At 55.6% G+C, this 14,711-nt stretch carries 12 protein-coding genes; 1 reads left to right on the top strand and 11 read right to left on the bottom strand.

Going from position 1 to position 14,711, the window contains the following annotated elements; all coding sequences use genetic code 11:
• On the bottom strand, window positions 1-631 hold a 631-nt coding region (locus tag AC5FXY_RS19835), incomplete at its 3' end, for an FMN-dependent NADH-azoreductase (protein ID WP_493558458.1).
• Between the two features lie 249 nt (window positions 632-880).
• Here AC5FXY_RS19835 and AC5FXY_RS19830 point away from each other — a divergent pair.
• Window positions 881-1,690 (top strand): HAD family hydrolase, encoded by an 810-nt coding sequence (locus AC5FXY_RS19830; protein ID WP_493558457.1) that lies wholly within the window; start codon window positions 881-883, stop codon window positions 1,688-1,690.
• A 93-nt stretch (window positions 1,691-1,783) separates the two neighbouring features.
• On the opposite strand, the gene AC5FXY_RS19825 is transcribed toward AC5FXY_RS19830, so the two are convergent.
• The 10 genes from AC5FXY_RS19825 to AC5FXY_RS19780 all read right to left on the bottom strand — a co-directional run bounded on the left by AC5FXY_RS19825 (window position 1,784) and on the right by AC5FXY_RS19780 (window position 14,710).
• On the bottom strand, window positions 1,784-5,371 hold the full coding sequence (locus AC5FXY_RS19825) for a DUF8818 domain-containing protein (RefSeq protein ID WP_493558456.1): 3,588 nt from the start codon (window positions 5,369-5,371) through the stop codon (window positions 1,784-1,786).
• 146 nt (window positions 5,372-5,517) lie between these two features.
• The gene (locus AC5FXY_RS19820; protein ID WP_493558455.1) at window positions 5,518-9,216 is read right to left on the bottom strand and encodes a sensor histidine kinase; all 3,699 of its coding nucleotides are present in this window, start codon (window positions 9,214-9,216) and stop codon (window positions 5,518-5,520) included.
• Between the two features lie 143 nt (window positions 9,217-9,359).
• Complete coding sequence (locus tag AC5FXY_RS19815; RefSeq protein WP_493558454.1) at window positions 9,360-9,617, bottom strand: hypothetical protein; 258 nt, start codon at window positions 9,615-9,617, stop codon at window positions 9,360-9,362.
• Window positions 9,618-9,658: 41 nt separating this feature from the next.
• A complete protein-coding gene (locus tag AC5FXY_RS19810) occupies window positions 9,659-10,222 on the bottom strand; it encodes a DUF420 domain-containing protein (protein ID WP_493558453.1) in 564 nt (187 codons plus the stop codon).
• A complete protein-coding gene (locus AC5FXY_RS19805; RefSeq protein WP_493558452.1) occupies window positions 10,209-10,847 on the bottom strand; it encodes an SCO family protein in 639 nt (212 codons plus the stop codon). The genes AC5FXY_RS19810 and AC5FXY_RS19805 overlap by 14 nt, the downstream gene beginning before the upstream one ends.
• A gap of 40 nt (window positions 10,848-10,887) precedes the next feature.
• Window positions 10,888-11,238, bottom strand: coding sequence for a cytochrome C oxidase subunit IV family protein (locus AC5FXY_RS19800; RefSeq protein WP_493558451.1), 351 nt, complete (start codon window positions 11,236-11,238; stop codon window positions 10,888-10,890).
• 89 nt (window positions 11,239-11,327) lie between these two features.
• Window positions 11,328-12,095: a cytochrome c oxidase subunit 3 gene (locus tag AC5FXY_RS19795; RefSeq protein ID WP_493558450.1), complete on the bottom strand. Its 768-nt coding sequence runs from the start codon at window positions 12,093-12,095 to the stop codon at window positions 11,328-11,330.
• A gap of 21 nt (window positions 12,096-12,116) precedes the next feature.
• A complete protein-coding gene (locus AC5FXY_RS19790; protein ID WP_493558449.1) occupies window positions 12,117-12,704 on the bottom strand; it encodes a cytochrome c oxidase subunit 3 in 588 nt (195 codons plus the stop codon).
• A gap of 10 nt (window positions 12,705-12,714) precedes the next feature.
• On the bottom strand, window positions 12,715-13,578 hold the full coding sequence (gene cyoE, locus AC5FXY_RS19785; protein WP_493558460.1) for a heme o synthase: 864 nt from the start codon (window positions 13,576-13,578) through the stop codon (window positions 12,715-12,717).
• Window positions 13,579-13,630: 52 nt separating this feature from the next.
• Window positions 13,631-14,710, bottom strand: a complete 1,080-nt coding sequence (locus tag AC5FXY_RS19780) for a COX15/CtaA family protein (protein ID WP_493558448.1) — start codon at window positions 14,708-14,710, stop codon at window positions 13,631-13,633.
• Between the last annotated feature and the right edge of the window lies 1 nt (window position 14,711).

Genomic DNA, 14,711 nt, shown 5'->3' with positions numbered 1-14,711 from the left:
CAGCCAGAGCAACCGAGGCAGCAGCGCGGCTAGCACGCTCAATGGCTTCTTGGCGTAACACCGGCAGTTGGGTGACATCCAGCGCAAGACCTTCCGCCAGCACAAACTCAACATCGTTGATACCCAAGAAGGCCATGAAGGCCGACAAGTAAGAGCTGGTGTGTTCCACGGCTTGGGCAGGGCCGCTGGAGTACACGCCACCACGGGCTTCGCACACGACCACCCGCTTGTTGCCAGCCAGACCAACCGGTCCTTCAGCCGTGTAGCGGAAGGTTTTGCCCGCCACGGCAATAGCATCGAAATAGGCTTTCACCATGGGCGGGTAGCCAAAATTCCACATGGGCAGGGCAAACACTACGGTGTCAGCAGCCAGAAACTGATCTACCAGTTCGCCTAGGCGGTTTACTTTCTGCGTCTCTTGCTCGGTAAGTGCTTGTTGGGTAGCTAGCTTACCCCAGCCGTTAAATACATCTTCATCTATCAGCGGCACCTCATCGGTGTACAGATCAAGCTCCGTCACGCGGGCCTGCGGATGCGCTTGTAAGTAAGTGCCGAGGAAGGCCTGTGCCATCTGCACAGACACGGAAGTTTCCTGGGTTTTGGGCGTGCCCTTTACAAAGAGAACATTCATATCAGCTTGGTTTTGCTTGAATGAAAAGCATGTCTAGGCAAGTTCGATGTGATTTGCCATGTCACTTTCACATGTACATACATTAAATGTATGTACATAGTTTCTTGCTAACCAAGATATTTTTTTTGCCTACGTTCTCAGCAACTGATGCACACAGCACTTTCCATTTCCTAGCCTTCCGGTGATGCCTTTGCGAACCTATTCGCCGTGCTTATGTTCCTTTGCCCGAACAAACGAGAAGTTTTCTTCATGTCCTTTGCGCAGATAAAGTTGGTCGCCACCGATGTCGACGGCACCTTGCTCGACTCCCAGCACGTGCTCAGTCCTGATTTTTATGGTGTGTTCGATCAGCTGAAAGCTCGGCAGGTGCTTTTTGCCGTGGCCAGCGGCCGACAATACCATAACCTGCGCAAGCAGTTCGCTCCCATTGCCGACGATGTGGTGTTCATCGCCGAAAACGGCAGCTATGTGGTTAGCCAGGGCCAGGAGCTGCTGGTACAGGCATTGGCCCCAGCCGTGGTGCATGAACTGATTGTATTGGCCCGTCAGATTCCGGACGTGTACATCGTGCTCTGCGGCAAGCAGACCGCCTACGTCGACCATACCGGTCCCGATTTACTGCCTCAGCTGCAACAGTACTACGAAGCCGTGGCAGTGGTACCCGACCTGTTAGAGGTAACCGGTGACGAATTCCTCAAGATTGCCCTGCTCGACAATCAAGAAGCCGAGCGCAACAGCTTACCGCACTTCCAACGCTATCAGGGCGAGCTGCAGGTAACCGTATCGGGCCGGCACTGGCTAGACTTGGCCCATGGCCTCGCCAGCAAAGGCCGGGCGCTGGCGGCACTGCAGCAGCAGCACGGCCTGACGCCGGAGCAAACCATGGTCTTCGGCGACTACCTCAACGACTTGGATATGATGCCGCGGGCCCATTACAGCTACGCCATGGCCCATGCGCATCCACAGATCAAAGAAGCTGCCCGCTACTTGGCCAAGAGCAACGACGAGCACGGCGTGGTAGAGGTGCTGAGGCAATTGGTAGCGGCCCTGGTCGACTAAACCTACCTACAAGCCAGTACTGGCGTAAGTGTAGCGTAATGCCAATTATACTTACCGGATGTCCAACGCTTGATATTACCATGCCAGCGGTACTCAAAACAATACCGACGCCTGCATCCTACCCGTATGGATGCTGCGCAGGCCTTCGGGTTTGCGGCCGTCGTAGCTGATGGTGATGTTGAGGCCGTTGCTGAGTCGCTGCTCTAGGTTGATGTTCCAGGTTACGTTGTTGCCAGGACGCAGGGCTTGCAGGATTTCCAGGCCCACTACGGAAGTTTGCTCACCTTCGAAGCCGACACGCACGTAGCGAGTGGCGGCTGTGATGGTGCGCTTGCTTACCTGGCTAATGCGCGTTTCTACGCCCAGCTCATCGAACACACCGCGGGCGGGCGTTTCGTTGGGGTCGAGACGCAGGGTGTTGAGCTTGGTAGTGTGCTGATAAATGCCGGTGAAGCGCCAGGTGCCGGAAGGCTGGTAGCTTAGCTCGGGAGCCACCTCGTACTGCTCTACCCGGAAGTTGCGGGTGCTGAGGTAAGTGCTGCGATTTTCGCGAATGCTGCGCGTACCCGATACCCGGCTGGTAAACGACTGCGCCAAGGTACGGCGCAGCAGCAGGCTTTGGCTGGCGAGGTTGCGGGTATCGGTGCCGGTGGTAAGCAAGGTTTTCTGCTGGCTTTGCTGCACCGTCAGCTCCGAGCCGAAGATGGGATTGGAACGATTGAAGTACAGCGTGTTGCGCAGCAGCTTGTTCAGCGACAGCAGCTGGTCGCTTTCCGTCTGGTAGGCAAAGGGGTTCAGGCGCGCCGAAAGGGAGCGGTCGACGGTGCGGCGGTCCAGCGTGACGCTGCTCACCGTGCTAAAGCGGGCCAGCGCGGCGTGCCAGCCGCCATCTTCGCGCCAGTTGCGCGGGGCCGCCAGCAGCAGGCGATACCCGAAGCGGTTGGTAAAGGCCGTCACGTACTGATCGGTGAACAAGAACACCTTGATGTGGGTGCGGTACAGGGCATCAGGCGTAGGTGCTTCCAGAAATTCTTCCTTGTCCTGACGGCCATTGCCGTTCAGGTCGCCGGCGTAGTAGTGAGTGCCCTGCCCCTGCTGGCCGGTGGGCACCGGAATAAACACGTAGTCGCGCTTCGGTTCCCGGCCGGTAGCCACGTTGTACGTCAGCTCGGAGCGCACTTGGCCTTGTAGCAGGGCCACGTTCCAGCCTAGCTGGCCGAGCACGGTGCGCTGCCGGGCGCTGTCGCGGGCCTGCAGGTCGCGGTACGTGGCCAGCAGGCTCAGATCCTGGTACTGACCGAGGCGGGTAGTGAGCTGGCCCTGCCAAGTTTGCGCCACGCCGCGCAGTTCTAAGTCGGTTTGTTCGCGGTTGGGCGTTCGGTCGCGGCGGTAGGTATAATCGAAGCGGAACTTGGTTTTGGCGCTGTCCTGGCTTTGCAGAAACACGGCGTGCTCGTCGAAGTAATTGGCCGAGGTCAGCTCCTCGCCGGTGGGCAGGGCCACGCGGTTTTTATCGAAGCGGTAGGCGTAGCCGGGCACCACGGGGACGCGCACGTAGCGCACGGCGCCCTCGCCGCGGGCCCACGTCGACTGGCGCCCCGCGGCATCGGCCCCGAGCAGAAACAGCTCCCCGCGCAACTCCACGTCGCCCACGCGCTGGGCCGCATCAAACCAATGCTGCAAGCCGCTGACCTCACCGGCGCGGTACCGGCGGCTTAGGCGGTAGTTGAAGCCGTTGCTAACGTCTTTGTTGGCCCCGATGGCGAAGTTGAAGATGTTGTCGGCGCGCGTGATGATGCCGCCGGTGGCGTTGCTCTGCTGGGTGGCCGTAGCGCTCCAATTGCGGTCGAACTCAATGTCGCGGTACCGGTCGATGGGCGCGAAGCTGCGGCTGGTGTACTCGTAGTCCATAGCCGTGCGTAGGCGGTACTGACGTAGGCCAGGCACGTTTAGAGGCCGATCCTGCACGGCATAGCCCACGCGCATCGACTGACCTTGGTCGGACTGCGGCGAAAAGCGGTTCAGATCCAGCTGCGACGAAGCCACATCTACGAACACCGTAGCCGTGGAATCAATGCGGAAACTGGCGCCCGCCGAAATCATTTGCTTCTGCAGCGGCGTGGGCAACAGGCGCTCGGGCCGGTAGCGCCCGCGCGAGACGCCGTTGAGCGGGGCAATGTACTCGTACACCCGGCCGTTGGCGTTGACGTTGTTGGGGTCGGTGCTAAGCACGTAGTCGGCGGCGCCATTGCCCACATCGGTAAAGCGCACGTTGTACACGCCGCGGGTAGAGTCGGTCAGCGGCGCGAATACCCAGCGCCGCTCGCCGGTAGCAGGGTCGGTGAAGCGCACCCGGTTGTACTGTACCTGCCGGCGGTCGTAAGCTACCGAGTCGGCACCGGGCACAGCGGCCTGGGCTACGTTGGCGGGCAGGTCGCGCAGAAACTGCCGGTCGGAGTCGCGTAGCGTGAGGTTGGGTGAGTTGTCGGGGTTGTCGGCTTCGCGGTAATAGTTGGCGTGTACGCGCAGGCGCCCGGCCTCTTGGTAGTGGTTGAAATGGTAAAGCGAGCGGGCGTAGTTGAAATCCGAATACTCGTAATCGACGCGGATGCGGGTATTGCGCGTGATGAGGTGCCGGGGCGAAAAGGTCAGCTCAGCAGTGTTATAGTCGATGATATAGTCGCTGTCGAAGCCGCGTACCAGCAGGCGACCATCCAAGTACACGCGCTCCGAGTTGGCCAGGATGATGATGAACTGCTCACCGTTGGGCCCGCGCAGGCGGTACGGGCCCTGTACGTTCTCGATGGGTTCGACGGTAGTGCTGGCAAACTTACCCTTGGCTACGCCGGCGGCCACAGCCGTGGAACTGCGCCAGCCCGCGCGCTGCTGAAAATGCGCTTCCCCAGCTGCACCCTGTACGTTTTTGTAGAAGCGTAGGAAATAGTCCGGCTTGTTACGTAGCACCACGTCGCCAGCCGTCAGGGTCCAGTTTGGGTGGGTGAGCGTTACAAAAATGCGGTCAAACTCCTGCAGCTGCTGGGTGTTGCCTTCGGGCTGAAACGGTACGTTCTGGTCGCTGATAGCGGCCGTTAGGTTGATTTTTTCGGTGAGCTTACCTTCCAGCTGTAGGTTTAGGGCAGAATTGACGAACACATTCTGCGCGTTGCCGAAGGAAATACCACGCGTCAGGCTGCCGGTTTTGTTAATGCCCGGCGTGGCCAGTATCTGCTCTTGCTGCCCAAACGAGCCGTAGCCCATAAAAGGCCGCTCCTGAAAGCCGATAGAGTCCATGAGCGCCCGCGGCCTGCGCGCCATCGGCGCCGAGAGGCGCAACGGCAGCACGCGGTAGCAGACCAAAATGGAATCGGGCCGGTTGGTGACCAAGCGCATTTCCGCCTCCCCCGGCTCCGGCGACGCAATGCGGCTGCTAGGCCAATGAATCCGGTACCGATCCGTACGGGCATCGTAAGCCACCACGCGCCCCCGGGCCGTGACGGACGATGGCACCACCGTCAGTGCATCTCCCAGGCTGAACTCGGTGGTATCGCGCCCGGCCGGCACCCGCACCCACACGCACCGCCGCGACGAAGGCACCGCCTCCTGCGCCCACGCCCGCGCGCCCGCCAGCAGCAAAGCCAGCAGCACGGCAAAGCGCAGACAACAGCGTAAAGGATGCGGCATAAAACAACTCAACGAACGACGGGCAAACGTAGCATAGCGCAAGAAAAATCCACGGCGCGCGTGTGCCGCTGCGAGCTACTTTATCAACAGTTACAAGAGCCTCTGCGCTTGTCTATTTCGATTGATTGCTGCACTAGCTGAGCACCCTAGCGCGGTGCCTGAGGTAGTTCAATAAAGAACGTAGTGCCTTGCCCCTCCTGGGTTTCAAACCAGATCTGGCCTCCGGCACTCTCAATGCCGCGCCGTGCCACGGCCAGCCCGATGCCGGAGCCTTTTTCTTTGGTAGTAAAATTGGGCTTGAAGATTTTGTCGCGTACTTCTTCCGAAATGCCACTGCCGTTGTCCTGAATACTGATGCGCACCTTCCCCGGCGCATTTACCTCCACGCATGCCTGCACCTGGGCCTTCCGCTCTTCCGGCACTGACTGCAGCGCATTCAGTAGCAGGTTATTGAAAGTACGCACCAGCAAGCTTTCATCCGCAAACACTTCCGTATCCTCTGCCTGTGGCGCTACTTCCATGGTTACATGCTGATGCAGGGCTACGCAGCGCCGCAATACCGATGCAATGGCCAGCCGCTCGGGGCGCATAGCCGGCAGATTAGTGAAGTTTGAAAACGAAGTGGCAATGTCCGTCAGCACGTCGATCTGGGTGATGAGCGTTTGGGAAATGCGACCGATCATCTCCTCCAGGTTGCCGCGTTTTTCTGCCAAGGCCCGCTGCAAGAACTGCAAGCTCAGCTTCATCGGTGTAAGCGGGTTCTTGATTTCGTGCGCCACCTGGCGGGCCATTTCGCGCCATGCCGCTTCTTTTTCCTGCATGGCCAGCTCTTGTTTGCTGTCTTCCAACTTGTGCAGCATAGTGTTGTACTCCCGCACCAGCAGCCCAATCTCATCGTTCGACTCGTAAGCCAGCGGCTCGTTTTGGCCGGTAAGCGTGGTATGACGCAGCTTTTCCGTAATCAACTTAAGCGGCTGCGTGAGTACACGAGTGGCCACGAACGTGAGGAAAAGGAACAGAATGAACATCACAGTAAAGATGTTCAGGATGGTCGTTGTCAGTTCCGTCAGCTTGGTATCCAGTTCCTTTTCCGAGTCGAAGAACGGAATGCCTACGTAGCCCACTACTGCCCCGCCCCCCTGCGAAGCCGACTGCGACCGAATCGGCAAATACAACGTATTGAACGACAAGGTACCGGCCTGCTCCGTAAGCAGAATGCGTGGTTGCCCCCGCTCCGCCAGCGCCACCACGGCCTCCGGGTTCATCAGATTGCTGAGCAGGCCGGCTTCAAAAATGAGCGGCTGACTGCTTACCAGTAGCTGCCCCTTCGCGTCGTACAAGTTCAGATCGGTTTCCGTCAGCGTCGATACGTTTTCGGCCAGTTGAGCTAAACGCCCCCGGGTGGTAGAATCGGCAAGCAATGCCCGGTTCTTGAGCAGGTTGGCCTGAGCCAATTGGCCGCGTCGGCTGTAGCTGCGGCGCAGGTCCCGCTTGTAAGTATCGGTAAAGAGGCTGGCCGTAGCCAGGCTAACTACCAGCAGCGTCAATAAAATGCCTACGTTCAAGTACACTTGAATCTTGGCACTGAAGGTGGTTCGGAACAACCGCACATGCTTGCCGCGCACCGGTAGCAGCACCAGCCCGAACAGCAACCCACCGACTATGTGCAGCAAAAACCAGAACGAGAAGTTGGCCAGCCACTCCGTCGAGGCATAAGTGGGGGTAGATACCACCACTGTGCGGCGCTGTGGGCCGTTCACGCCGAGGTGATGCGCCCCGTTCAACGTAAGGCCGGTAGAGTACAGCCGCTCGTCATGGAGAATGGAGAACGGCAGTTGATTCACGTAGTCGAAGTCTCCTTCGCTGTACATCAGCCGCTGGTTTTCATAGCCGGCATAGCTTAAGTCTTTGCCTAGCTCCGGCTGAAAGTATTTCTGATCGACGAGCAGCTCCGGAACCAAGCTGTTAGCCGTGAGCTTCTTCAGCGTAAGCTCCAGCAGCACGGTAGCCGTGGTGCCGCCCACGGTAGGTACCGGCACAAAGGCCAAGTAGCGCCGCGATTCAAACGAGCCGGCTCCAGTTTGAAGGTAAAGGTTGGGCAGATCGGTAGGTAGGGCTTGGCGCAGTAGTTGGGCCCGGACTTCAGACAGCCTTGGCGCTGACGCGGGTGCTCCCATTGGACGGCCACTGCCGTCGTAGAGCGTTACGCGCACTTCGTACTTATCGAAATAACCGCGTAGGTAATACTTGGCAATTCTCAGACGCACTACATCCTGGTTGTCAAAAGGGCTGGCCAACTTGACGCGCACCAAAGGGTCGGCAGCAATATCCCGGGTCAGTGTAGCCAGCAAATACTCGCCCTGCAGGTCGTTATCGACAAGCAGATTACCCGCCAAGCGTTGTTTGTTCAGGATCAGCTGTTCATTAAAGTGCTGATACAGTGCCAATGCCCCAAGGCTGGCACTCATACCCAGCATCAGGAACACGAATACATACACCCGAAACGGTAGCACAACGGCCAGCTGACGCAACGCCGCCACGCGCAACAACAGGAAAAACAACAGCGTGAGCCCCAGCAGCACCACCAGCATTTCCCCCAGGGCAAAACCCACCGGTAGTACGAGGAATGGGGGCACGCCGAGCAGCAACAAGTGCACAGGCTTGGGTTGGTCGCGTACGGCCGCCAGATATAACTGCGTAAGCAGCCAGAAACCTACCATGTAGCTACCAGTATGCAACACAATTGCCAGGCATAGCAGTAGCTTAAAACCCGAAAACTGAATGCTTTGGGTTACATCGAGTACCAGCTGCGAATTGTTGACCGTGCTGAGGTAGAAATAGTATAGCGCTACCAGCACTCCGTAAAAGAGTAGCAACGCTACTCCAGCCAGCCCTGTGCGCAGCGGTCCTAGCGGTACCCGGCGCACGTAGCGTACCACCCCGTAGCGCCTAAATAACAGCAAGGCATACCAAGCAACTACCAGTAGCAGCATTGCATTGATGAGCAAGTCACCCAAGGATGGGGAAACCCACGAAGCTGCGAAAACCTTAGGGTCGAAGAGCGGCAATTCAATAAACGAGAACGGCAGGTTGTAGCTCAGCAACACTGAACGTAGCAGCGTTAGCGCCAGCACAATGGACAAAGCACCTGCCCACGATTGGCCGCGTCTGAACAGCTTGCGCGCCACCATTGTAAAAGCTGCTACGTAGAGCCCGATGCCTAACAACAGTAGCGCAAGCGGCACATATTTGCCCGTTATGGGATTTGGCTGCAGGCTTTCTACCGAAACGAGGTAACGCCCTTCGTGCGAATACAGCTGAGGTAGGTCTGGATTCTTTTCGGCATTGATTACCAATCGTATTTCTGTACCTCGGAACAGAGCCTGTTCACCACCCTCGCGTAGGTAACGATTACTAATCCCGTACTGCTGCCGCAGCGGTATGTAAGTCAGGATAACGTAACTGCCAGCGGTTCGCCGCACAGCGAGGTAGCTGCCAAAGCGCATTTCCACCAACCGGTCATGAAAGGCTTGGCGGGCATTTTCCAAGTCCGGCCGCATGGTGTGGTCCGACCAATACAACAGCGCATTGTTACGAACCACAAAAGTGGGGTAAGTAGCCGTTCGCAGGGTACTAAAGCTTCCCTGCCCGCGCAAGAGCTGCACAGCCAGCGTGGCCGCTTCGCGTTCTGCCTGCTGCTCGGCAGCAGAAAGCAGCCGTTGTAACCGGGCCACATCGGTGCGTACCAGCACCCCGGGGGCGGTAAAATGGTTGCTTAGATAAGCTCCCGTAAAGCAGAGTATGGCCGCCAGCAACAACGCCAGCGGTAAAAAGCGCTTGGTCACAAATTACGCCAATCAGATAAATGATGGGAAATGAGCCGCTTCGCAAGCGGCATTAGCCCGGCAATAAGCAAAAATGCCGCCATCAGGCGGCATTCCCATGCTCTAATTACTTGAAAGCCAGTTCTAGGTAACTACTACGGATACTATAGCGAGGCCTGCTGGCGCTTACGACGCACGTTACGATACCAGAAAAAGCCAACTAAGCCTCCCATTACATAAGGCGCAGCCATCATGTATAAAATGCCCTTGTTCAAACCAGAAATGTCGTAGCCATCCTTATCGGTGCGCGCCGACTCTACATTGTTCTTACATAACGTGCACTGCGCCACAGCTGCGAGTGGTGCGGCGCTCAGCAACATAAAAAGCAACAAGGGTAGCAGCGTGGCAAATACCTTTTTCATACTTCTTTCAACAGCAACGGGCAAGCAGAGTTCCGTCCGTTTTAGTGAGTGTAATACGGGGCAATCATGAAGTATACGATTACGCCCGTAACCGATACGTACAACCAGATGGGCAGGGTCCAGCGAGCAATGCCGCGGTGTTTGCCAAACTGGTTCGTAAGTGCAAAGTACAGCGTAAAAAGCACCAGCCCTACTGTCACCGCGGCCAGCAAAATGTGCGTGAGCAGTATGAAGTAGTACACGTAGCGGATCAACCCTTCGCCACCGAAACGAGTCGTTTCAGTTTGGGAGTGGTACACCACGTATGAGACTAAGAAGACCGACCCAAGTAGGAATGCAGTTCCCATCATAGCTCGGTGCTTGGCTACATCCTTGTTTCGGATGAAATAATACCCGGCTACCAAGCACAAGGCTGTTAACGAATTCAGGCCGGCGTTCAGGCCCGGCAGAAAGCTTACGTCTGCGCCTTCGATGCGGAAAAGCTGCGGAAAGTAATACAGAACGGCCACTGCCACCGGAATAATAATTCCTAAGGCTAGCATCACCACTTTATACCCGCGCGGCGTTGCGGGTCCAGCCGTCAGGCCGGGATTATTCGTGGTCATAGGTGTAAAGCAAAATGCGTATTTCGGTCATCAGCCGATCAACTTCCTTCGGGTCGAGCCCATCGTACATGCCGCGGATCTGCTTATCTCGGTCGACAAGCACCAGCCGCTGGCTGTGTACTAAACCGGGAGTAGAAGCAATAGTTGCGGGTCCGGGCAAGGCCACTTTGTATTCTTGCAAAGCCAGCCGATTGATACTGTCTTTGGCTCCCGTGAGAAAATTCCATTTCCCAGGAATAGCACCGTAGCGCTCAGCGTAGTCTGCCAGTACCGCTACTGAATCGTGCTGCGGATCCACGGTGTAGGATACCAGCTTCACGCGCGATTCTTTGCGAAACTTCTCTTGAACTCGCTGCAATTGGGAATTTAAACGAGGACAAACTTGCGGGCAGGTCGCAAAAAAGAAACTCGCGACATATATCCCGTTGTCGAGGTCTTTTTGGGTAATCAGTTGCCCTGTTTGATTGCGCAATCGGAAATTCCCGACCCGGTGAAAAATCGTATCGCGCTGCCACTTCCCCCCTACCTGCGTGGAATCCACACGGACGGGATAGTAAGTGCGCAGCGCGAAATGATTGGTACCGAAACTGAATAGGAACAGGAAGGCCAGTACCGGCGCAAGCAAGAGGAGGCCCAGAATCAGAACCTGCTGGGGCCTCATCCTTCTACTTGTATGCGCTGAAAATAGCTTCGCCTACAAAGCTACCCTCAGAAATCAGGGCCACCAGCAACCAAATGAGCAGGGCCATCGGAATCAGAATCGACCAGATCAAGCCTTTGGTTTCGTGGCGCAAGTGCATGAACTCGGCGACGATAAAGAAGGCTTTGAAAATGGTAAGGATGATAAAAATGCTGTTACGCAGCGTGCTGGCCGGCATGATGAAGGCCAAGAGGAATTCGAAGCCGGTGATGGCCACGATCCAGAGAAGCGCTTTCAGAATCGGCTTGACGTTTGGCTTGCCGTGTACTGCGTGCCCTTCGGCGTTGTAGTCGTGCTCGGAAGTGTGGTGAGCCATTTTATTGACAGTTTATATGGTGAAATGGCTAAATGGTTGATTGTTCTGCTTGAACATTCAGCCATTTAGCCATCGGGCCATTTAGCAAATTAGATGAGGTAGAAGAAGGTGAAGACGAATACCCACACCAGATCTACAAAGTGCCAGTAGAGGCCAATCTTTTCGACCATTTCGTAATGGCCACGCTTGTGAAAAGTACCGTTGGCGGTAGCAATGAAAGCGTACACCAGCAAGCAGACGCCCGAGAATACGTGCGTGCCGTGGAAGCCGGTGATAAAGAAGAACAGATCCGCAAAAAGTACCGGACCGTATTGGTTCATTGTAAGATTGGCCCCGAAGAAACGGGTGCCATCAGCCATCAGCGTACCTTCATCAGTACCGGTGATAAAGTGGCTCCACTCCCATGCTTGGCATCCTAGGAACATTCCTCCGAAGAGGATAGTCCACAACAGCCACTTCTGCACATCGTTTTTGTCCATGCGGTGGCCAGCCTCCACGGCTAGTACCATCGTCACCGACGACACGATCAGAATCATGGTCATCAGAGCCACGAAGGCCAACGGGATATCTACGCCGTGCAAACCTGGGAAGGAGTTGAACACCTTCTCTGGAATAGGCCAGTAAGCCGTGCTGAATTTGAAATCTTCGGGCGTGCCGGTGTAGGCAAGGTGGCGGTGACGCACCATGCCGTAGGTGGTCAAAAATGCCGCGAACGTGAAAGCATCCGACAGCAGAAAGAACCACATCATCAGCTTGCCATAGCTGGCCTTGAAGGGTTCATTACCGCCGTCCCAAGTGCCGCTGCGCGGGGCTTCGAGGGCCGCGGCGTTCTGCGGTGCCGTAGTGGAAGTGGCCATATTATGCGGGAAAAAACGAAATCAGTGGTTCAAAAGTAGAAACAAATACAGGTACAACCAAAGCCCACCGAGGAAGTGCCAGTAGATGGTGCCATTAGTCATAGCCATCATTTGCCGGGAATGCACCTGGTAGCGCAGGCTTTTCAGCAGAACTACCAACAGAAACACCAGACCTGTAATCAAGTGGAAGCCGTGCACTCCGGTCAGCACGTATACGAACGAGCCAGCCGGATTGCTGTCAGCCCCCCCAAAGAAAATCTTACTTTGAACTAATTCGCCCCAGACGCGCCACTGCCCGATCAGGAACAGAATACCTAAGGCGAAGGTGACTAGCATCGCCGTTTGTACGCGGCGCAACTCATCGCGACGTGCAGCATACCAAGCATATTGCATGGTGATACTGCTGGCAATAATAACCAGCGAGGTAAAAATCATACCGCCCGGCAAGTCAAATTCCAGCCAGTTGCCTTCGCCCCGCCGTACGATGTAAGCGCTAGTAAAGGCAGCGAACATCATGGTAATGCTGATAATCATCAGCCAAAGGAGGAAACGCAAAGGATGAATACCCAATGAAATTTCCTTGTTATTCAATGTTTCGGAGGGATGCATATCCGAAGAGTTAGAGTTTGTCGAAAACCAGGGCTATCTGTACTATCGGGAGGTACAGGAAAGAGCCGAACATGATGCGCATGGCCGCTTTCTTGGTACAAGTGCGCATTAGATAGAACGTCTGCATCAGGAATAAAACTCCGCACAGCACCGCAATAAGCGCAGAGGTTTTGCCTGTCATGCCAAACTGCATGGGAAGCAAACTGAGCGGAATAAGCAATAATGTATAGGTCATGATCTGAAAAGCCGTTTTCAGATTCCTTCCTCCTTCCGTCGGCAACATTCGGAAGCCAGCTTTACTGTAATCCTCATCAAGAACCCAAGCAATGGCCCAGAAGTGAGGGAACTGCCACATAAACTGTATTCCGAACAGAATCCAAGCCTCCACCGTAAGCATGCCGGTAGCCGCTACCCACCCAATCATAGGTGGCAGGCCGCCAGGTATCGCTCCTATTGCTACACAAAGCGGCGAGATACGCTTCATAGGAGTGTAAATGAACCCGTAAAGGATCAACGACACCAGTGAAATTACTGCCGTCATCAGATTGAAGTACAAGCCTAGCAGCAGCAAACCTGCTAGGCCGGTCAACAACACAAAAACCCACGCCTCAGTCACCGACAGCACACCTTGTGGTAGTGGCCGCTTGGCCGTCCGCTTCATCAAACGGTCCAAATCTTTTTCGTAGATCTGGTTGATGGTGTTGGCGGAACCGGTTACCAGCAAACCGCCCAGCATTACCAGTAACGCTTCGGCCCAATGAATGCGCCAAGCAAATTCATGCTGTCCCAATATGAAGCCAATGGCAGCTGAAAACGCTACTGTAAGCGACAGGCGGAATTTGAGTAACTGGAAATAGGCTCTGGCCTTGGTCATCAGCAGCGAAAACAAACAAGCTAGCCTTTCGGCTCCGAAACGGGCCGCAAAGTTACGCAACAACAAGCGGATGCTTGATGGTGTGGCTAGCTTCTACAGCTTGGCGGTAGCGAGTTAGGGTGAGAAACTGAACTCCAAATAGCAGAGTCCCCAACGTTAAGTGAATAGGTTGGGCAGCAGCAGGCATGGCAAAGTAGGCTAATGCGATGCCCGCAATTATCTCCAGAGCAATGACCACTAGAATACCAGTAGCCAACCGCTTCAGACCTGCCACCTGTGTTTGGTATAGCCGAATAGCAACGTAGACGTTAGCCAGTAACAGGACGGCAGAGAAAGTGCGGTGGAATCTGAAAACGCCACCCAATTGCTCCACCCATTGCTCGCGGTTTAGGTAGTTCAAGCTGAAAGCTACTACATCGATGTCCTCGCGCACCTGGGTGCCAAGTATGATTTGTAGAAAGGTCAATAATGTAATGCCAACCAGTCCCAACGTCAGCCCTGTAGCAACGGGCTTTTCGGATGATATTGAGAAGGGATTATCAGCTCGGATCAAGGCCCAAATCAACAGCGCCACTAGTACCAGCGCCAGGCTCATGTGAATCGTCACCATCACTGGCAGTAGGTTGGTTGAAACAACCAACGAACCCAGCCAGCCTTGTACGCCCACCGTAATAAAACTCAGGAATGCCGCCCAAAAAATATAAGGGTCTCGTCTGCGGTAGGGCCAAGCTGCTACGACTGTGGCAAAGATGAAAACACCAATAAGGGCACCAACCAACCGATTAACGTACTCAATCCACGTTTTAGTAGGATTAAAGTCTGTCTCGATGTACTGATTTGGGTGAGCAAAAATGTTGGCAGCAACTTCAGCGAAGCCAAATTTCTTAAGCGTATTTGCCAGCCGCTCGTTCTTCGCGACTCTTTGCGCGGTGTATATCTCTTTGTAATCAGCAGGTAGTTGGCTGATATGCGTTGGCGGTACCCATTGACCAAAGCACTTTGGCCAGTCGGGGCAACCCATTCCGGAACCAGTGCTACGCACTATGCCTCCTACCATGATCAGCACGTACACGGCTACAACAGTAAGCGTAGCTACCGCCCGAAAGCGGCGTGCAAAAACAGGTGTGTCCATC

It is taken from the genome of Hymenobacter sp. FMD4 (assembly GCF_058932745.1).
The sequence above is the reverse complement of the archived record's forward strand: the minus strand, read 5'-3'. Positions and strand labels throughout refer to the sequence as shown.

Coding starts and splice junctions, on each gene's coding strand:
- AC5FXY_RS19830 (WP_493558457.1), top strand. CDS start 881: ATGTCCTTTGCGCAGATAAAGTTGGTCGCCACCGATGTCGACGGCACC.
- AC5FXY_RS19825 (WP_493558456.1), bottom strand. CDS start 5,371: ATGCCGCATCCTTTACGCTGTTGTCTGCGCTTTGCCGTGCTGCTGGCT.
- AC5FXY_RS19815 (WP_493558454.1), bottom strand. CDS start 9,617: ATGAAAAAGGTATTTGCCACGCTGCTACCCTTGTTGCTTTTTATGTTG.
- AC5FXY_RS19810 (WP_493558453.1), bottom strand. CDS start 10,222: ATGACCACGAATAATCCCGGCCTGACGGCTGGACCCGCAACGCCGCGC.
- AC5FXY_RS19800 (WP_493558451.1), bottom strand. CDS start 11,238: ATGGCTCACCACACTTCCGAGCACGACTACAACGCCGAAGGGCACGCA.
- AC5FXY_RS19795 (WP_493558450.1), bottom strand. CDS start 12,095: ATGGCCACTTCCACTACGGCACCGCAGAACGCCGCGGCCCTCGAAGCC.
- AC5FXY_RS19790 (WP_493558449.1), bottom strand. CDS start 12,704: ATGCATCCCTCCGAAACATTGAATAACAAGGAAATTTCATTGGGTATT.
- cyoE (WP_493558460.1), bottom strand. CDS start 13,578: ATGACCAAGGCCAGAGCCTATTTCCAGTTACTCAAATTCCGCCTGTCG.
- AC5FXY_RS19780 (WP_493558448.1), bottom strand. CDS start 14,710: ATGGACACACCTGTTTTTGCACGCCGCTTTCGGGCGGTAGCTACGCTT.